12 protein-coding genes are annotated in these 19,167 nt (G+C 54.0%); 3 read left to right on the top strand and 9 right to left on the bottom strand.

Annotation, left to right across the window (positions count from 1 at the left end; genetic code table 11):
- Positions 1-1,158: an acyl-CoA dehydrogenase family protein gene (locus BMY01_RS09730; protein WP_074746668.1), complete on the bottom strand. Its 1,158-nt coding sequence runs from the start codon at positions 1,156-1,158 to the stop codon at positions 1-3.
- 726 nt (positions 1,159-1,884) lie between these two features.
- Between BMY01_RS09730 and BMY01_RS18945 the strand changes: the two genes are divergently transcribed.
- Positions 1,885-2,079, top strand: coding sequence for a hypothetical protein (locus BMY01_RS18945; RefSeq protein WP_439331399.1), 195 nt, complete (start codon positions 1,885-1,887; stop codon positions 2,077-2,079).
- On the opposite strand, the gene BMY01_RS09720 is transcribed toward BMY01_RS18945, so the two are convergent.
- The 8 genes from BMY01_RS09720 to glgC form a co-directional block, all read right to left on the bottom strand.
- Positions 2,049-2,702: a response regulator transcription factor gene (locus BMY01_RS09720; RefSeq protein WP_074746666.1), complete on the bottom strand. Its 654-nt coding sequence runs from the start codon at positions 2,700-2,702 to the stop codon at positions 2,049-2,051. The two genes, BMY01_RS18945 and BMY01_RS09720, sit on opposite strands and share 31 nt — an antisense overlap.
- A 12-nt stretch (positions 2,703-2,714) precedes the next feature.
- Positions 2,715-4,145 (bottom strand): ATP-binding protein, encoded by a 1,431-nt coding sequence (locus tag BMY01_RS09715; RefSeq protein ID WP_074746664.1) that lies wholly within the window; start codon positions 4,143-4,145, stop codon positions 2,715-2,717.
- A 171-nt stretch (positions 4,146-4,316) separates the two neighbouring features.
- Positions 4,317-5,393 (bottom strand): lytic murein transglycosylase B, encoded by a 1,077-nt coding sequence (mltB, locus tag BMY01_RS09710; RefSeq protein WP_074746662.1) that lies wholly within the window; start codon positions 5,391-5,393, stop codon positions 4,317-4,319.
- Positions 5,394-5,514: 121 nt separating this feature from the next.
- Positions 5,515-9,111, bottom strand: a complete 3,597-nt coding sequence (locus tag BMY01_RS09705) for a UvrD-helicase domain-containing protein (protein WP_074746660.1) — start codon at positions 9,109-9,111, stop codon at positions 5,515-5,517.
- Positions 9,108-11,900: a PD-(D/E)XK nuclease family protein gene (locus BMY01_RS09700; protein ID WP_074746658.1), complete on the bottom strand. Its 2,793-nt coding sequence runs from the start codon at positions 11,898-11,900 to the stop codon at positions 9,108-9,110. The genes BMY01_RS09705 and BMY01_RS09700 overlap by 4 nt, the downstream gene beginning before the upstream one ends.
- A gap of 25 nt (positions 11,901-11,925) precedes the next feature.
- Positions 11,926-12,249, bottom strand: a complete 324-nt coding sequence (gene fdxA / locus BMY01_RS09695; RefSeq protein WP_011380078.1) for a ferredoxin FdxA — start codon at positions 12,247-12,249, stop codon at positions 11,926-11,928.
- A 520-nt stretch (positions 12,250-12,769) separates the two neighbouring features.
- Complete coding sequence (locus BMY01_RS09690; protein WP_074746656.1) at positions 12,770-14,470, bottom strand: glycoside hydrolase family 57 protein; 1,701 nt, start codon at positions 14,468-14,470, stop codon at positions 12,770-12,772.
- A gap of 44 nt (positions 14,471-14,514) precedes the next feature.
- Positions 14,515-15,792 (bottom strand): glucose-1-phosphate adenylyltransferase, encoded by a 1,278-nt coding sequence (gene glgC / locus BMY01_RS09685; protein ID WP_074746654.1) that lies wholly within the window; start codon positions 15,790-15,792, stop codon positions 14,515-14,517.
- Between the two features lie 379 nt (positions 15,793-16,171).
- Here glgC and BMY01_RS09675 point away from each other — a divergent pair, with 379 nt between their 5' ends.
- Entirely contained in the window at positions 16,172-16,393 is a 222-nt protein-coding gene (locus BMY01_RS09675) for a hypothetical protein (RefSeq protein WP_074746650.1), read from the top strand.
- A gap of 385 nt (positions 16,394-16,778) precedes the next feature.
- Positions 16,779-19,019, top strand: a complete 2,241-nt coding sequence (gene glgB / locus BMY01_RS09670) for a 1,4-alpha-glucan branching protein GlgB (RefSeq protein WP_074746648.1) — start codon at positions 16,779-16,781, stop codon at positions 19,017-19,019.
- The last annotated feature ends 148 nt before the right edge of the window (positions 19,020-19,167 follow it).

Below are 19,167 nucleotides of genomic sequence, written 5' to 3'. Positions count from 1 at the left end.
TTAAAGCAAAGGGAGACCCAGCAGTATCTTGCCAGTCCAATTGTTTAGCATTTCGGTTGTCGGGGCCATGACGTGACCTGCCCGAGCATCGCGCAGCATCTGGCTGACCTGGCTGTTTTCCCTGTAAGCTATTCCTCCACAAATCGTCATTGCTTCATTCGTCACGTCGACCGCCGTTTTAGCTGCATCTGCTTTGCACGCCAATATAAATGGTAGCGCCTCAGGGTCTCCCCGATCACCTCGCTGCGCTGCCTCATATAAGAGACCTCTTGTCTTCTCAACTGAGGTCCACATGTTTGCATATAGTGTTTGCAGGGAACCGATGTGACGTAATGCCTCACCGCTATACGTGTGCCGCCGTGAGCGTAGATGTTCTCCGGCTGCATTTACAGCCGACTGCGCAATGCCGAGATACGTGCCCGCCATCGCCATTAGAAAATATGGTGCAACGACCTCGAATACATACCAAATCTGGTCTCCTTCTTCTCCCAAGAGATTCCTTTTCAATACCTTAGCATCTTTAAGGCGAAGTCCTCGCGAGGAGTTTCCGCGCATTCCAAAGCCATTCCAAGGTTCCAGCCACTCAATGCCAGGAGTGTCACGGTCAACAATTAGGCAACTAAAATCTCCTTCTGCTGTAGGTTGCATACTTACCGTGGAAATTACGTATGAGTCCGCATGCCCACCATTCGTTACAAACTGTTTGGTACCGTTAACAAGAAAGTATTCTCCGTCGGACTTTAATGTTGTCTCGGATAAATAAAAATTCGCTCCTGTGCCGCTCTCTGAAAGTGCGAGAGAGGTGATGTGCTTCCCTTGAGCAATTTGACGAAGATAATGTTCTGTTTGGTAGTTTGTTGCCTTAGCTGCAATGACCGCCGTACCCACGCAATGCATCCCAAAACAAAGCGCAGAAGACGGGCAGGCTCCACCAATGGCTTCAGTTAATATGCTTAATGCAAGCAAACCCTCGCCATGTCCACCAAAGGCTTCAGGAACCTGCAGCCCCAAAAGACCTGCGGCAGCCAGCGCTCTCATCGAATGCTCAGGCCAAAGGCATTCATGGTCTACCTTTGCTGCAAGTGGAGTAATAGAGCTTGCGACTACTTGCTCCGTGGCTTCTCTTAGCTCAGAAAGTTTTAAAGAAATTCGTTCCATGTACCTGGGTTCTGAAAAATAATTGTGATGACACGGATTTCCTCGTAGGTCGTTAAAGCCGGGGCACATACAAGTGTCGGACAAAATCCAGAATAGGAAGATGTCGGGGAGGCTGTAAGGAACGGATGGACGAGTGCTAAGCCAGTTTCCCACCACACTCTCCCCTAATCCCTAACCTGCTCCACGCCTTTTTATTTTTATCAACTCCGCCTCTAAACCCTTTTGGCAGGACGAGGTTAAAGTCGTACGAACAAGCGTAGAAGTATCCTGTTCGCTACGCCTGGTGAACCTGGTGGTCTCTATAAGGAACCTGAATTCCAAGGGTAATAGGGTTGGTAACAAGGCAAGCAGATCACTTAAACCTGAAAACTTGCTGCTATATCTCTAGAATATTAAGCCTTGAATCCGACGTTCTAACTAGCTGTAAGATCTTACAGGGAACTGCAATACCTGGAACCTACCCCGTTGTCAGAACTATGAAGCCCAAACCTCAACATAAAACGGCAGACTAACGCCGGCGCTGATTATCCGCAGTTGCGGTATAACTATCTGGTTCAAAGCTCGCGAGATGTTCGTTAGGCTGCCATTCTAAGCATTTGGCTGTTTCCGAAAGGCAGTTATCCCTCCTTCTCTATAGAAATACCCACCGGTCTCGCTCTTCCTGAATGCTAGGCTCAGGACTCATTAATTTCATGATTCACGTGCAGAAGAACGAAAGCATCGTTGATGCCGGCGTTGCGCGATCCCGCCGACCAGCTGGTGCTGGCCACCTTAAAAGCTGCTCAGGCACGGTACATCATTACGGGTGACAAGGATCTGCTGATCCAGTCGTCCTGCTCGGTCAAGATGATGGTTTTTGTACAGTCCTCATACATCCTCCAGGAGATATGCTATTGCGCTTCGCTCCAGTGGGTGGCATAACGTATCAAATCGGCGCCGTCTTTCAAGTTCAATTTGGTACGAATGTTGAAGCGGTGCGTTTCGATAGTTTTAATACTGCGGTTAAGCAACTTGGCAATTTCCTGACTGCTATGTCCGGATCCAATCAAATGCAGTACCTCAAACTCACTGGGAGTCAGGCTGCTAATCAAAGGCTCAGGCTCCAAATTTCCGCCTGCGACCCGATTCAACAGCTTGGCATGCATTGGCTTGCTCAAATAAATATTTCCCTTTAATACCTCGTGGATAGCGGTTACCAGTACCTCACCCGGCTCCTGCTTCATCACGTAGCCGCGCGCCCCGGCCCGCAAAGCGCGTTCCGCATATACGCCTTCATCGTGCATGGAGACGACGAGTACGGGTAGTGCGGGGAGCAGGATGTGTATGCTTTTTATGACCTCAAAACCGGAGAGAGTCTTGAGAGACACATCCATTAAAACGATATCGGCATGATGTCCCGCTTTGAGTGTGGCGAGCGCTTCGTCGCCGTCGCCGGCCTCTGCAAATACCTCCATATCTGGCTCGAGATTGATAAGCATCGCCATGCCGTGCCGCAACATGGCATGGTCGTCCACCAGCATTACCTGTGCTTTCGAAGCTGGCATACCGGAAAACTCCTACATCATTCGCATTTCGAGCCGCACTTCCACCCCTCCTTCGGGATGCGACACGAATTCCAGTGTCGCGCCAAGCTGTCGGGCGCGATATTGCATGATTTTAATACCCATTCCTGGGGTCGCTCCCTGTTTTGTGTTAAAGCCGGCAAAGCCGCTACCATCATCGCGTATTGACAGACGGAGCATTTCTTCCTGGGAACCCAGCGAAATGGTCACATGTTGTGCGCTGCCGTGGCGTATTGCGTTATTGGTGGCCTCTTGGGCAATCCGGTAAATATTAAGCGCAAGATCCTTATCCTTGATAAGAACTTCATTTTTGCATATAAAATCACAAGTAATCTTATAAGTGACTGCGATTCTCGATGCAAATGCCCGCAGTGCGGCCACCAGGCCATTGGTCTCCAGTTCAAATGGGAGCAGCCCCTGCGCAAGCTGCTTGCATTGCATCACAGCGACCTGCGCTTGAGTCGCGATGGAAGCAGCGACCGTTGCCGCATCCATACTCCCCAATGAGGATATTTTTTTCTGCAGCGCCTTGGCCTGATAACCAATCGCTGCAATCTGTTGCCCAAGATTGTCGTGTAAATCCTGGCCAATCGAACGCTGGTGTTCTTCCGCTATGGAAACCAGGGTTTGCTCGAGATGTTTGCGCTCAAACCACCTCCCCAGATCAGTCGCAACCGCGTCGATGAGCCGCTGTTCTTCCGGCACCAGGAAGGGTTTGTCTTCGGGATAGAAGACACGCAACTGGCCGCAGGAATGGTTGTTGGCGCTAATCTTCGATTTCAGCTCGTGCGTAAGACCCTGGCCGTGATTCTTGGAAGTGAAGCGCCTGCCATCGAGTTCGATCATGGCGGTAGCAATTTCCGGGAATTGCATTGCGGGTATCAGGTGCTCAAAAATCTGCTGGCAGACATTGTCCACCGATAATTCCACCCCCATGCCATGGCGAATCTCGTAGAGACAAGTGATTTCTTTCAGACGCTCGCGCAACGCCTCGTCGATCTGTTTGCGCTCAAACCACCTTCCCAGGTCAGTCGCGACCGCGTCGATGAGCCGCTGTTCTTCCGGTACCAGGAAGGGTTTATCTTCCGGATAGAAGACCCGTAACTGGCCACAAGGATTGGTGTTGACGTTAATCGTCGATTGCAGCTCGTGCGTAGGACCTTCGTCGTGATTCTCGGAAGTGAAGCGCCTGCCGTCGAGCTCGATCATGGCAGTAGCAATTTCCGGAAATTGCATGGCGGGTATCAGGTGCTCAAAAATCTGGCGGCAAACGTTCTCTACCGATAATTCCGGCCCCATGCCACGGCGAATTTCGTAGAGACAGGTGATTTCTTTCAGACGCTCGCGGAGCGCCTGACTTGCGTCAGCATGCCCATCCGTAAGGGGGTGGGCGGAGCTGAGGTGCCTTTTATCCTGGCTAATCATTGAAGGCTTTCATAGTTCGATCAATTCAGTCTCTCACCTCGACCGTTCCATGGCATGAATTTGCATATTCGCTCAGTTATTCTTCTGTACGGTCTTCAGGCAAAGGGTATTGGGAAAAGCAGAATGCTTTACAAAACATAAAAAAAGAAATCGCACGAGAGCTTCTCACTACTATAAATTCGAGGCTCTCGCTGCCCGAATCTCTTCTGCCAGTTGCAACACTGACATCGCATAATTTACGCTGCGATTGTAGCGGGTAATGACATGAAAATTATTGAAAGCCAGCCAGTGCTCCTTTCCATTCTTCGCTTCCAGTTCAAGTAGTGTCGCCAACCGGCCAGCCGGAGCATGCCAGCGGGGGGTCACACCCCATTGTCCAATCTCCGCCACGGTGTAGCGCGGGGGGTATCCAGAATATAAAACTTCCCTGTAATCTTCGCCATTCACCATTGCGGGGACCACTATCAGCTGGCCTGCTTCCCATCCATAGCTCTTCAGGTAATTGGCGACGCTCCCGATTGCATCCGCTGCGCTGCCGGATAAATCGATCTTGCCGTCATTATTGAAATCCACCGCGTACCGCCGGTAACTGCTGGGCATGAATTGCGGGATGCCGATTGCCCCTGCGTAGGAACCCCTGATATTCAGGAGGTCAGCCTGCTGGTCCCGTCCCATCAGGAGATATTGCTCCAACTCCCCGCGAAAGAAGGCCGCGCGGCGGGGATAGTTGAATGCAAGCGTAGTCAGGGCGTCGAGTATACGGTGCTTGCCGTTTTGCGTCCCGTAAAAAGTTTCGACACCGATTACAGCTGCGATGATCTCCTCGGGAATTCCGAAGTCCCTACGGGCACGTTCCAGTTCCGGGGCATTTGTGTTCCAGAAGGCTACACCCGCGGCAATACGCTTCGGCGTGACGAAGACGGGCCGGTAGGCATACCACGGCTTTGCGGTAGCAGGCTGTGAAATCGCTTTGATGATTCCCCCCTGATACTGTGCCTGCCCAAGAATGTCCTCCAGTTCAGCCTGGACAAAGCCGTGTCTTTCGACCATTTCGCCGATGAAATTTTCGACTCCCTCTTTTGTCTCCTCTTCGATCTTCCCTTCAACCTGTCTTTCGATTCCCTCTTCAACCTTCCTTTCGATTCCTCCTTCGATCTCCGGGCGCGGCTCAGCAGCCGGAGGAGCTACCGTGGTTGCCACACATCCCGCCAGTGCAAAAAAACCAAATGCATATATCAGAAAGCGCATAAATTCACCTGCATATAAAAATCCAATGATTTACCCGTACCGGGGTTTTCGGGATAGTCAATAGTTCGGGACGTATCAGGAGTACCTCGGCAAATAAATGTACGATTCTATTTTTCATCCTTCAAATCTCGTCACCCCACTCCCGCCATCCCTTGAGCAAGGGAAAATAAAGTCCTCGCCTTACCGGCTGTCCTTCCGCCGCCTGCATGAGTGCGGCGTAACGATCCAGCTGATCGCGATAGCGCTCCTGCTCGCGATCGAGAAATCCTCCCACATCAGCGCCTTCATGGCTGCTTGTCTTGTAGTCAACGACCCATCGCTGACCCGCCGCATCGCGAAAAGTACGGTCTATGACGAAATCCATGTATTGGCCCGCGATGTTGCCGGTCATGCGCAACTCGCTGCGCGCCTCCTGCTGCGGTCCCAGTAGCCAGCGTCCGCGCGGCTCACTCACTGCATGAGTGAGCGCTGCCATCACTCTTTTTACGGCATCATCAGAATCATCCTTACCCGTGCTGATCGCGCCGCATGCAATCAACTGGCGCCGGAAAACATCCTGCAATTCCGTGATTCGGGCGGCGTTCCAGTCATCCAGCCCGTCCTCGGCAATGCGTTGCAGCCATTTGTGGACTATATTGCCGACAAGCCGGGCTGTCTCGCCAGCCCAGGAATATTCGACTTCCCCCCAGAGGGGCAAAGGAGACAGGTCTGCCTTCCACTGTAGGGCGCGCGGGGCGGGCGGGAGTTCCCAGCCGGATACTAGGCGGCGAAGCGACTGGTCGATCACGGGTTTGTCTCTCGCCTCCTGCTCTTTATTGTCGCCGCATGACGCCGGGTCTGAAAAAACTGCTTTTGCTGCAGCCTCCCTATAAAAGGATTCGACCGCAGGCCAGATTTTGCTCAACAAAGTCCTGGCCGATGGGGGTTTGAGTTCAATCCCGCCTTCATTGCCGCTGATAACGCCAGTACTGCCAAGAAGATGCAGACGCTTTCTGGCGCGTGTTGCAGCTACATAGAGCAACCGTCCATCCTCAAGGCATTCCTTCTCGTCATCAAGCTTTTCAATCCACGAATAGATTGGATCGCTCCCAGACCCGGTTTCCTGGATGGGTGCGAGCAACAGATCGTTCCTCCCGCTGCTTTCCTCCTCCTCTTTCGTTTCCAGCCATTCGTCGCGCAAATGCTCCATCCACATGAAGAGCTTCTTGTCATCGCTGCGCGACAAGCGGCCGAGCCCGGGTACAATCACGCAATCGAACTCCAGTCCCTTGGCCTTGTGGATGGTCATGATTTGCAGGGTATCGTCCGCTTTCGCGTCAGGCAAGGTGGAAAGGTCTGTCAATCCTTCCTCCAATGCCGCGAGACTGCGAATGCTCCCCGCTTCCTCATGCGACTCAAGATAATCAAGGTAGGCTGAAGCGTCTTCCAGTCCTGTTTCATCTTCGAGGCATGCCGGGCCGCCCAGCACCAGCCAGGCCGCTTCAACCGTTGCTCGGAGGGATTGCCGATCCCGATTGGCCATGCATGCCTTCAATACATTGCGCACCCGCAGCAGCCGTTCATAGCCGTCGGCCGAAACAGAGGCAATACGATTTTCATCCTGAAGCCACTCCCACGCGGTGCAGGGACCGGCTCCGGCGTTTTCCCCTCCCCCTTGCGCGGTGTCAGAGTCGCCCGCCTCATCAGATTGATCGGGAGCAGCCGACACAAGAGCGTGGAGGTCTGCAAGCGTAAGCCCGCACCATGGAGCTCTCAACAATGCAAACCATGCCAACCGGTCCCCCGGATGCATCAGTGCGCGCGTGAGGACCAATAGATCCTGCACTACGGGCTGCCGGCTCAGTCCTTCGATTTCGATCGCGCGGAAACGTAATCCAGCTTTTTTGAGCCGAGGCAGGATTTCCGCCAGATGACTGCGATTTCGAACCAGAATGGCAGTGGTGGAGCAATTCTCATCACGCTGTGCTCGGGCGACAATCTCCACCACTTTCGCTCCCTCGGCCCCATGATCATCGTTGAAGAATGGGTGCACACTGACAGCAGGATCTGGCAACGCGGTGCGCACGGCAACGGAGGGTGAGTAGCGTACCGAACCCGTTGAAATATTCTCGCGCTGTGGCATGACATTTGCGAATGTCGCATTAACCCAGTCCACGATACCGCGCTGTGACCGGAAATTGGCGGAGAGTGAAACTGGACTGAGTGTCACGTTCCCAAATCCGGTAGCGCGAGCACGCAGGAACAGCCCGACTTCAGCCTGGCGGAAGCGATAGATGGACTGCATCGGGTCGCCCACCACGAACATGCTGCGTCCGTCGCCCGGCTCCCATCCTGTCGTCAGTTTTGTAATCAGATCATACTGGCTGATCGAAGTATCCTGAAACTCATCTATCAATAAATGCCGAATGCGATAGTCAAGTGCGAGCGCAAGATCTGTCGGCGCCTCGGAGTCACCCAGGGCGCGCAATGCTGCCTGCGCCACTTCGGTAAAATCCACCTTGTCATGCAGCTGAAATACGAGCTTGAGCTGCGCAACAGCATAGGGTAGCAGCCGGATGATCGAACCGAGTATTTTCCACTGTCCCTCGGTGTAAGCAGGCGGCGGCAGCAGGCGAATATCGCGCAGCGACTGGCGAAGCGAACCCTCATCATTTGCGGCCAACTGGGAAATCAATCGTAACGCCCGGTCTTTCCAGGACTTTGCAATTTCTTTTTCGGCTTTGGTACCAGGTACACCGGGTGGAAAACCTTCTCTGACGGTATGCTGCTTGCGCCAATCTCCTCCTTTCGTGAGGAGCAATTCCGAAATAGCGTACCAGCAGAAAACATCCTGCTCCTCACAACCAGGCAGGGTGTCGAGCGCACTGAGGCGTTCGTATTCAACCAACAGGCTCGCGCCGCTCGCCAGATTGCTGCCCGCATATCTGGCCAGCGCGATCAGTTCAGCCTGCGCGACAGGAGGATAGGATGTCCATAATGCGCGCAAGCGCCGTAAAGCCTGCCGGCGTGCGTTTCTCAATGCCGCTTCCAGCTCGTACCGCTCTCTGACATGAACATGCCGCAACCAGTGGTCCCGAAGGGCCAGTATTTCTACAAGCAGTTTTTCTATACGTCCGATATCATTATCGAGGTGCTCCAGCAAACACTCGACATCGTTCGCAACCGCATCGTCGCCGTCGAGCAGAGCAAGGGTGGCGCGCGCCGCCTCGAGATATAGATCGGAGGCGTCATCCACCGTTTCCGGCTGCCCTCCGAATCCGGAGAGCACTGGCATCTGCCGGGTAAGGGATGCGCACAGCGAATCGAATGTTTGAATGCGTAGCCGAGCAGGATGGTCAGCAAGGCGCCAGCACGCCTCTGCATCCCGTCGCAGCACCGCATGAGCCAGTGTTCGCGTCGTTTTTTCATGTTCGCTTTCCTGTTCGACTTCCTGGGCTCCGGATGAGTGAGCCGTCTTTTGGGCGGAGGCCAGCGCGGCCACCAGCCTCTGGCGCATCTCGGCAGCAGCCTTGCGCGTGAATGTAATCGCCACCACCTCCTCCGGTTCTTCGACGCAAGCCAGCAGTTTGAGGTAGCGTTGAATCAGAAGTCCGGTTTTACCGGAGCCCGCCGGGGCCTGCACAATGAATGAGCAGGCAGGATCGAGCGCCTGGCGCCGTTCCGCCTCATCCGGCGGAACACTCGATGCATTCTGCTGCAGCGGAAGCACATTACTCATTCTTCCTCCCCTTGCGCGGTGAAATCCGTGGCTACGCGCTCGTAAATACGGCATAAGGGCTGAACATCGCATGTGCGGCAGGTCTGTGGATATTTCTTGGGGTCGACTTGCGAATGACCGCTGGAAAAATCGGTAACGACGCTTATAAGAGCCTCAAACCACGCTGCGACGAGCGCTTCCCACGAGTCATATCGATCGATGTGGCGTGATTCCGCGAACCCCTTTACGTCGGGTAAAAGATCGTTGTCGCGGGCAAGCGCGGTGTACCGCATTTCCCCGGCCCTGACTTGCGCAAAGGCAATGGCGGCAGCGTTCACCTCAGCGGCTACAAGATAGAGCGGCAGTTGAGGCTCGTCCGGGCGCTCACCCAGCATCGCGTTCACGGAAGGCGCCCGTGTTTTGTAGTCGATGACAATCCGGCGACCGTCGGCGAGTTCATCCACGCGATCCAGCCGGGTGTTCAATGCGAGTCCGGCGATTTCGATGCTCTTTCTGGCCTCGATGGAAACTACAGTGAAATCGCTTCGCTTCCTCTCTTCTTCGAGCCATTCTCGGGCCAATCTTGCCAGCCGCCGCTGCTCGATCTGGGCAAGACGTTCTGACAAAGTATGCGAATGTCTGGCGCTCATGCGTGCAATGACTTCCCCCGCGGCACTGGTCAGCAGCGTTCTCAACTCGTCCTCAGCCAGAGCGTCGAGTGCGCTCTTATTCTTGATCTGCCCCCATACCTGGGCAAGCATCTCGTGAACCAGCGTGCCGCGCTCTCCCGCATCAAGTCCAGGGTGAGGCGTCTTCAAGCCTTCCGCATGCAAACGATGTAGCGCCAACGCACGAAATGGACAGGCGGCCTGGTCTTTTATCACCGCCACCCCGCCCCGGGCTCTGCCATCTCCTCCTTTGGCAGAGACTATCCCGGGCGCCGGTTCATCCTTTATTCGCTCAAGTCCGCGTCCCCGATGGATCAGATCGCGATGTTTCACATAATCCGGAAGCAGGCCGAAAAGCGTGATATCGCTGGCAGCAATATGTGCGATCAACGGACTTGGCGCCAGTTCACGCGTATCGCTGCTTCCGATATGCCGGGCATGACTCAGAATAACTTCCTTCGATGCAGCCAGCCATCCATCCGTAAAACGGGACGCAAGTTCGAGAGTGACTGCCGGCGAGCCCAGGGGCAGCCTTTCGGCGCGCTGCAGCTCGATCGGCAGGAACGGGTTCGGGCGTGGTTGCAGCGGCCAGGCCTCATCCGACAATCCCATCACCCAGAGATGATCGAACATCATTCCGCCAGCTTCAAAGACGCCGAGTATCTGGATGGGAACGTCCGGCGTCTCTGGCTGAAACAAGGTATCGGCAGCTATCCTGCGCAGATGTGACATAGCCTGGCGATAGCTCATCCCGGTGGTAACGTTATCAAGCAGGGCTAAACCCGCGAGGACGTCCTGCCATTTTTTGAGCGTCTGATACTCTGAAGAGTCAGGAGTTCTTTCACCTGGAAATCCGACGAGCCGCAGGATATCGGAAATTGCTCTTGCCAGCGCGGAAGGACGCTGCACGTCTGTCGACATTTTTTTGCGGAACTTTTCGCAGGCCCACAGCAGCTTCACCAGGATTGGACAGTTCGCGTTGTTTTTACGCTTTACCAGTACAAGCAGGCGTTCGAGTGTGATCACAGGCTCGGCATGCTTGCGCAATTTTGCATCAAGCTGCGCGCGAGGAAGCATTTCAGTCTCCGCCCCCGCCAGGAAGGGAGATCGTAACAAGAGGCTTGCACGCTCGAACTCGATTTCTCCCTGGATGAGCTCAAGCACAAGGAATGCAGCATGCACCAGCGGATACGAACTCAGCGCAGCACCCAGGGATATGTTGAATGGCATGTGCCGCGGTACGCCGGGAAGAGCTTGACGGACATCCGGATCCATCACGGAGCTGAAGATTCGTACGAGACTACTCCGATACTCCGAAAGCGGCGGAACCGCTATGCCGACGCGAGCAGCACTATCCCTCTCGATTCGGGCCCGCGCCCACACCGCGGCATGATAAATCTCATCATTGCTGACGTCACATTCCACCCGGTGCACGGCCCGGTTTGCGGAGTACGGCTTTTCGAACCGCTGCGCGGACGGACCGGTTCCTGTCACCTCATCGACCTCGCAACCCGCTTCCTCAAGCTTTGCCAGCAGCGCAGCCCACTGGGGCGTAACGCTGTCGAAACCATAACAAATCAGGCGTTGCGGTATCGCGATACCAGGAGAACCGCACAACCCGGTTACAAGCGTGCAAAGACGTGCACGGTCGATCTGGCGAGCCTTGCGGGTGACATTTTCATAGCGGTGCGACCAGGCGCTGAATGCCCTGCAATCCTCGTTCAACACGAATTTCCCGCGCCGGGGGATCAACTGCCACTCATGGGCAAGCATCCATGCCTCCCGGGCCAACCGTGCGGTTTCTGCCACCGAGAGCAAAACGGGAGCAGCCGATTGACCGACGACCTCCTCCCACAAGAACTGCTCCTGTGCAGATGTAAGCAACTGGGGTAGATGAGATGCATGAGTGGAATAAAGCGCATCTTCGTAGATGCGCTCGATAAATGCGGAAACTGGCAGAATATCGGCTGAAGCCCAGGCAGAAAGTCCTTGCGCTGCCTGGATTCGATCGAACTCGCGCCTGAGGGTGATGGCGAGCCGGGTGTTGGGAGTCACAACCGTATCGCCGGCTTTCAATCCGGCGATACGATTTACAACAACTTCGGGGAAAGGAATTTTTAGAGAATGAGGAATGGCAGGCATGCCGCGGCAAGCTACCGCTATTGAATCAGCGTTCCAGCTTTTCCAGCTTTTCCGTCACCTTTGCCCAATCGTCGGCATCAGGCAGCGCATCCTTTTTCTCGATGATAGGTTTCCAGGACTTGGATAATTCAGCATTGAGTGCGATGAAATGTTGCTGCGTTCCCGGCACATCGTCCTCAGAGTAAATAGCCTCTACCGGGCACTCAGCCACACACAAAGTGCAGTCGATGCACTCGTCAGGATCAATCACCAGAAAATTGGGCCCCTCCCGAAAGCAATCCACTGGACACACATCCACGCAATCCGTGTATTTGCATTTGATACAACTTTCAGTTACTACATAAGTCATGACAGATCCTTGCTGAGCTCTTGGAGAATCCGCAATTTTACCAGAAATTTTATGAACATCACTATAGCCCCAAGACCCCGAACCATACTGCAATCATGGGTTTAAGACCTGTTGCCCCACCCTGCCCTGTCACTTGACTGTGCCGGACTCGGGAGAGTCTGCGGTTCGATCAAGCGGATGAGCGCGAAGACTACTACACGCCTTTCTCTCTCTGTTAAGGAGACAGTTTCCTTTGTTTCATTATCGTCGAAAGCATCGGAAACACTGAAGCCAAGTGGCTCACGGTCAGCAAGGTCAGCAAGTCGAGCCTGACGAGCAGGCGAAGTAAGTTCGGATACTTTGTCGAAGTTTATCCCACCGATATCTCATCAGAGTGAAAAGATTTGAGTGTTGCTCAGGCTGACGCGTAGAGCATGAATCCCAAAAGCGGGGAATGGATTGGCATCGCGCCGCGCTTCAGAAAAACCTTCCCACGCTTTGCTTCACAGCAGGAATAGAAACAAGGAATAAAAGCAGGGCTTTAGGAAGCACGCCGCATGGCACCGCTCGTTTCATGTACCCCTCCTCCGTGGCTGATTGGCTCAGTGACAGAGATGGGCACAGGCAATTTTAGCAGGACATAAAGATTGGCAAGATTGTCGCGGAATAACTGGTCGAAGCTCGATACCGCATAAGGCGGATTATAGTCCCCCAACCACCAGAACCAGTCGGAACTTTCGCAGGATGCAAGCTGCCGCTCCGCTTTCCTTCTTTCGTCAGGAGTCAGGCGCCCACTTTGCATGACAAGATCATAGCTGTGCTTGGCGGCGCTCAGCAGATCCCACGCACGATTCTTGTCCCGATCCCCGATCCAAGTGGAGAAAGTTCCATACACCCAGCTGCCCGCGGTCAGAACCGGCAGGCGCGCCGCTTCCGTCTCTTTCTCCGATGCGATATAGTCGCGATAGGTCGTGGAATGGATGGAAGGATGGTTTTCCAGAATTTCGTACAGATCATTGAGGAAATAATATCCATTGTAGGGATAGTATTCCCAAGCATTCTCACCGTCGAGAATCACGCTCACGACCGGTTTCTCTCCCGGCAATGCGCTATGCCCGATCTCCTCCAGAGATCGCACCAGATGCTCGGCAGCGTCCCGCCCAAACCACTTGGCATATTCGAAACCGATCATGTCCGACAATTTCTCGTCCCGGAAGAAGCAAATGACATCGCCTGCTTTTCCGTCAACCCGATATGGCCGGTAAAGAAAGCGCCTCCTCTCCGGCAGAGGCTCACCCGGATAGGAATGACGCAAACTGTTCGCCAGCACCCCTTCGCCACTGGCGCACCACTGGCAACCTTTTTCACCCAGTATCTCAAGTAGTGGTGCTGATACCGCTCCTTCTGCAGGCCATACTCCCTCGGGTCTTGCGCCAAAACGCGCGCCATGGCTTTCAATGGCGGAAACCAGTTGGGATGCGACGCGACTCCGCCCGCCGGGATAAACCGATTCGGTCGGCAGAGCCGAACCCGGCATGCTCTCGCGAGCGGATGAAAAATCGATCAGCAAGGGTGCGAGCGGATGGTAATGCGGTGTGGTGGAAAGCTCGATCTGCCCCGATTCCACCAGCTTGCGATAACGAGGAATCAAGCCTTGCACAACCTCTCCGATCACATCGAGCAATTGCATCCGGTCTGCATAGCTGAAACCCTTCGCCTGGGTCATCAATTGGATCACGACCTCACTGCTTCGCCGCACACTCTCACCCGTCCAGGCGAGGTGATACCAGACCAGCAGATCCGCAAGATACTGGCCGGAAAGATAGGTCAATTCCCCGTCCCCGTATTCCCTCAACATTTCATGGATGTCGTACAGACGCTTGTACGCAGGATACGGCTGCATCATGGTCAGATGATTGCTGCGAAAACAGCTGTCGAAGGCGCGTAACCGATCTTCTTCGGAAACGTCATCCAGGCTGGGGATGGCCAGCAACCGCAACAGCGGATCCCGGAGCTCTCCGGAAGCAAACTGGGTGGCATAGTCCTCGAGCTGATCCAGCAATACAGGGACGAAATTGACCACCGCCTTCATACGAGGGTGGGCCTCAAGGTGAGCAGCCATATCGCTGTAATCCTTGATCGCGTGCAGGTATACCCACGGGAGCATGAATTCGCCGGTCTCATAATTGCGATAATCCGGCTGATGCATGTGCCACAGCAAGACTAATTGTACTGGTTGCATATCTCGCACACCTGTTTGATCAACCTTATCCAGATCCGTTTCTATTATCTTACGTAATGTATCTTTTGCCCCAGCATTTCCGGAGTGACAAGCGTAACACCCGTTTCCGTCACATAAAAATGCTTTCTGTCTTCCACCGGATCAAATCCCACCTCCAGACCGGGAGGAATGATGCAGTTCTTGTCGACCACTACCCGCCTCAACCGTGCATTTCGACCTACATCCACGTTCGGCAATATCACCGAATCTTCAAGCATGCTGTAACTTCGTACCTGCACATTGGAAAACAATAGCGAGCGGCGCACGGTTGCCCCGCTGATAATGCAACCGCCGGAAACCATGGAATCCAGCGCCTGCCCCCGCCGATCATCATTATCAAAGACAAATTTGGCCGGAGGTAGCTGCTCCTGGTGCGTCCAGATGGGCCAGTCCTGATCATACAGGTTGAGATCGGGCGTCACCTGAACCAGGTCGAGATTGGCTTCCCAATACGCCTCGACTGTGCCCACGTCGCGCCAATACGGTACGCCAGAAACCATGTTCACGCAACTGTCCGAGAAGCGGTGGGTAAAAACACGGCTCCGTGGAACAAGATGCGGGATCAGATCCTTTCCGAAATCATGCGACGAGTTCGGATCGTCGTGATCACGTATCAACTGATCGAAAAGAAAATCAGCATTGAAAACGTATATTCCCATGCTGACAAGTGCATAGCCCGGACGACCTGGAACCGCGGTGGGAACTAAAGGCTTTTCGGTGAAATCTGTCACCCTTCCGTCCTTGGTTACACTCATGACTCCGAAAGCACTCGCCTCCTCCAGAGGAAGATCGATACAGGCAATGGTCATCTCGGCGGATTTTGCAATGTGATCGGCCAGTAATTTGGCATAATCCATTTTGTAGACGTGATCGCCACCCAGGATCAGCACGTAATCTGGATTATGACTCCGCAGGATGTCGATATTCTGATATACGGCATCCGCTGTTCCCTGGTACCAGCTTTCTTCGGTTCTCTGTTGTGCCGGCAACAGTTCGATGAATTCCTGAAACCGTCCGTCAAGAAATCCCCATCCCTGCTGGATATGGCTGATCAGGCTTTGCGCCTTGTATTGCGTTGCGACACCAATGCGGCGAATACCGGAATTCACGCAATTTGAAAGAGGGAAATCGATGATGCGGAACTTCCCCCCGAAAGGAACCGCAGGTTTCGCCCGCCAGTCGGTCAACTGCCGCAGCCGGGTGCCGCGGCCGCCCGCCAGTATCATTGCTATCGAATTACGTGTGATCTGGCTATAAGAGCGCAAGTCAGCCGGCAATTTCATTCAGGACCTCCCTTGAATTGTCGCATGGGCGACTCTTTTACCATTATATTACTGCAGTTGCAGCAGTTTTCTGCAGCTAAATTGAAGGAAGCGCAGACGCCTTGTCTCGCCGGAGCTGTTTCTTCCCTGCCTGCTCCTCTTATGGGCTGCCCGCCCCAAGCCAAGCCTGAGGTTGCCAAAGTCATGGCGGAACGGGCTAAAATAGCGAAAAAAAATTATTGTGCGGGAACGCGCGATAAGCTGCTAGCGCGAGGATTTTGGACATCTCTCCGCTCCTAAAAATATCCCTCTTTCCCTCTTGGGAACAGGAACAATGTTCCTGTGTAGTGTGAATCATGCAGCAACCGATTAACCAAGCCAAATCAAGAGGAGAAGCAAAGTGGCCAAAAGCTACAAAATCATCTTCGCCAACAATCAGAAGTCGTTTGCAGTAAACGCGCTCGCCCTTGCGTGCGACGGCTCGTGGCGAGATGCAGTCCAGCGCTACAACGGTAAGCATGATCTGGCGTTTATCGACGTGGAAGAAGAGAACGCGGCACACCTGGAAGAAATGCTAGATCAGGACGACAATGTTCTCTCCTACTTATGTACTGATCATTAAAAAGAGACGATCCCAAATCCGGGAAGCCCGGCAATTGCTCGCACTGACGCAGTCCCGGTTTGGGAAACTCCTGCAGCCACGGAACGCACGGTATGCATATGGGGATAACGGGCAACGAAATGTGGCGCCAGCACGCAAGACCTGCTCCAGCCCATCATGACTGAGCGCAAACTTGAACATACTCTCTCTGCCCTTTGCCATATGACAGGCAATGTTGCGGTCGACCTTCCTGACGATGCCCCGCGAAAACTGCAGCGTTGCTTCCGGCTCCACCCTCTGCTCTCGCAGTTTCTTGGCAAAAATCTCGCGTCCATCGTGTAAATCGGTCCTGCTCGTATGCAGTTGCCGCCCTCGCTACCCGGACTATCCACGTTATAATCGATACATGCGAGCGTACCCTACAATACAGCGCCCCTCCATCAAGCGAGACCCTCGGCTGCATGCCCTGCTGGCCGGACGCCTGCACGATCCTTTCAGCTTCCTTGGCACCCATGCGGAACACGGGCATTGGGTCGTGCGCGCCTTCCATCCTCATGCTGCGAGCATCTGGATCAATACAGATGGCGGTTTCGAAAGCATGACAAGAGCCCATCCCGCGGGAGTTTTTGAATGGTGGGGACTTATACCGCTGCCGGGGCCTTATCAGCTACGCATCGAAGAGGCTTCCTTCGAAGCACCAGCATATGTATATGATACTTATGACGCCTATGCGTTCCCTCCACAAGTTTCGGAACATGACCTGTATCTGTTCAACGAGGGCCGCTTGCATCAGGCTTACAGTATGCTCGGTTCCCATTTGATGGAAATGGAAGGGGTTGCCGGAGTTCGTTTTTCCGTCTGGGCACCGAATGCGGAACGCGTCAGTGTGGTGGGAAGCTTTAACCGCTGGGATGGACGTATCCATCCCATGGTCTCCCATGGTCCGAGCGGAGTATGGGAATTGTTTATCCCCGGCGTGCCGACGGATTCATTTTATAAATATGAAATCCGGAATCGGAATACCGGCGCGATCCTTCTCAAAACGGATCCGTATGCGCGCCATTATGAAGTACGTCCTGGCACTGCTGCCCGTACCCCACCCGGCAGCAAGATGACGTGGGGCGACGCGCGGTGGATGGCCGAGCGCGCAGTATGGGATTGGCTTGCCACTCCGCTCAATATTTATGAAGTTCATGCCGGGTCATGGAAACGGCACGCGAATGGAAGTTTTTATTCATACCGGGAACTTGCCGATCACCTGATCCCGTATGTACGGGAAATGGGATACACGCATATCGAGTTGCTCCCTATTTCAGAGCATCCCCTGGATGAATCCTGGGGTTATCAGACGACGGGTTATTTTGCCGCAACCAGCCGCTACGGCACATCGGACGATCTGAAATTTTTCATCAACGCCTGTCATCAGGAGGGAATCGGCGTAATCCTGGATTGGGTTCCCGCACACTTTCCGCAGGATGCTTTCGCCCTAGCCCGATTCGATGGGAGTGCTCTATATGAACACGAGGATCCGCGCATGGGCCTGCATCAGGACTGGGGCACGCACATTTTCAACTACGGGCGCAATGAGGTGAAATCGTTTCTCCTTTCCAGCGCCCATTACTGGCTATCGGAATTTCATCTTGACGGGCTGCGTGTTGATGCTGTCGCTTCCATGCTCTATCTCGACTATTCGCGGCTTCCGGGCGAATGGCTGCCGAACAGATATGGTGGCAGGGAGAATCTGGAAGCCATCGATTTTCTGCGTGAACTGAATATCATGGTGCATCAGGAATTTCCGGGAGCACTGACACTTGCCGAGGAATCCACTGCATGGCCGGGTGTCTCCCGTCCGACTTACGTCGGCGGGCTGGGTTTTTCCATGAAGTGGAACATGGGCTGGATGAACGATACCTTGGTGTATATGCGCCATGACCCGGTCTACCGGCGTTTCCATCATGAGCAGTTGACGTTCGGCCAGTTATACGCATACAGCGAAAACTTTGTGCTGCCGTTCTCCCATGATGAAGTCGTTCACGGCAAAGGTTCGCTCCTGGGCAAGATGCCGGGAGATGCATGGCAACAATTCGCCAACCTGCGCCTGCTGTTTACCTATCAGATGACATATCCCGGGAAAAAACTCAATTTCATGGGGAATGAATTTGCCCAGGGACGGGAGTGGAATTCATCGCGCGAACTCGACTGGTATCAGTTGGGCGATGGCTGGCATCAGGGAGTAAAAATGGCAGTGCGTGACCTCAACCAACTGTACAGTGCCGTTGCCGCACTGCATCAACGTGATTTTGAGCCGGAGGGCTTTTCGTGGGTGGATTGTCATGATGCGGACAACTCCGTGATCAGTTATCTGCGTTTTGCACGGAACGGTTCGTTTGCTCTGGTGGTACTCAATTTTACGCCGGTTCCACGCAGCCGTTACCGCATCGGTGTGCCCGCGGCGGGGAGCTATCAGGAAATCTTCAACAGCGATTCTCGTTACTATGGCGGCAGCGATCTCGGTAACATGGGAAGTATCCGCACAACCGGCCAGCCTTCCATGGAACGAGCGGATTCAATTGTTATCACCCTGCCCCCGCTTGCTGGGCTCATTTTCGTTCATACTGATCTGCCTGCAACCAGCACCGATGGATAAGGGAGCAGGTTGATCCTCCGGAACAAGTCCATAGCCTTGGGAACCACTGAACAAATCTCTTCGCAGGCGCGACGGAGGCTTTGTTTAGGATTTCCCTGGTAATGCTGCGGCAATAATCAATAATGGTCCTCAGCATGCGGGCACCACA

The sequence above is a fragment of the Nitrosospira multiformis genome (assembly GCF_900110185.1).
Classification (GTDB): domain Bacteria; phylum Pseudomonadota; class Gammaproteobacteria; order Burkholderiales; family Nitrosomonadaceae; genus Nitrosospira; species Nitrosospira multiformis_A.
This window is presented reverse-complemented; position numbering and strand designations above follow the sequence as displayed.

Excerpts from the sequence above, each read along its gene's own strand:
- mltB (WP_074746662.1), bottom strand. The coding sequence starts at position 5,393 with ATGCGCTTTCTGATATATGCATTTGGTTTTTTTGCACTGGCGGGATGT.
- BMY01_RS09715 (WP_074746664.1), bottom strand. The coding sequence starts at position 4,145 with ATGATTAGCCAGGATAAAAGGCACCTCAGCTCCGCCCACCCCCTTACG.
- BMY01_RS09720 (WP_074746666.1), bottom strand. The coding sequence starts at position 2,702 with ATGCCAGCTTCGAAAGCACAGGTAATGCTGGTGGACGACCATGCCATG.
- BMY01_RS09700 (WP_074746658.1), bottom strand. The coding sequence starts at position 11,900 with ATGCCTGCCATTCCTCATTCTCTAAAAATTCCTTTCCCCGAAGTTGTT.
- fdxA (WP_011380078.1), bottom strand. The coding sequence starts at position 12,249 with ATGACTTATGTAGTAACTGAAAGTTGTATCAAATGCAAATACACGGAT.
- BMY01_RS18945 (WP_439331399.1), top strand. The coding sequence starts at position 1,885 with ATGCCGGCGTTGCGCGATCCCGCCGACCAGCTGGTGCTGGCCACCTTA.
- glgC (WP_074746654.1), bottom strand. The coding sequence starts at position 15,792 with ATGAAATTGCCGGCTGACTTGCGCTCTTATAGCCAGATCACACGTAAT.
- BMY01_RS09690 (WP_074746656.1), bottom strand. The coding sequence starts at position 14,470 with ATGCAACCAGTACAATTAGTCTTGCTGTGGCACATGCATCAGCCGGAT.
- BMY01_RS09705 (WP_074746660.1), bottom strand. The coding sequence starts at position 9,111 with ATGAGTAATGTGCTTCCGCTGCAGCAGAATGCATCGAGTGTTCCGCCG.
- glgB (WP_074746648.1), top strand. The coding sequence starts at position 16,779 with ATGCGAGCGTACCCTACAATACAGCGCCCCTCCATCAAGCGAGACCCT.
- BMY01_RS09730 (WP_074746668.1), bottom strand. The coding sequence starts at position 1,158 with ATGGAACGAATTTCTTTAAAACTTTCTGAGCTAAGAGAAGCCACGGAG.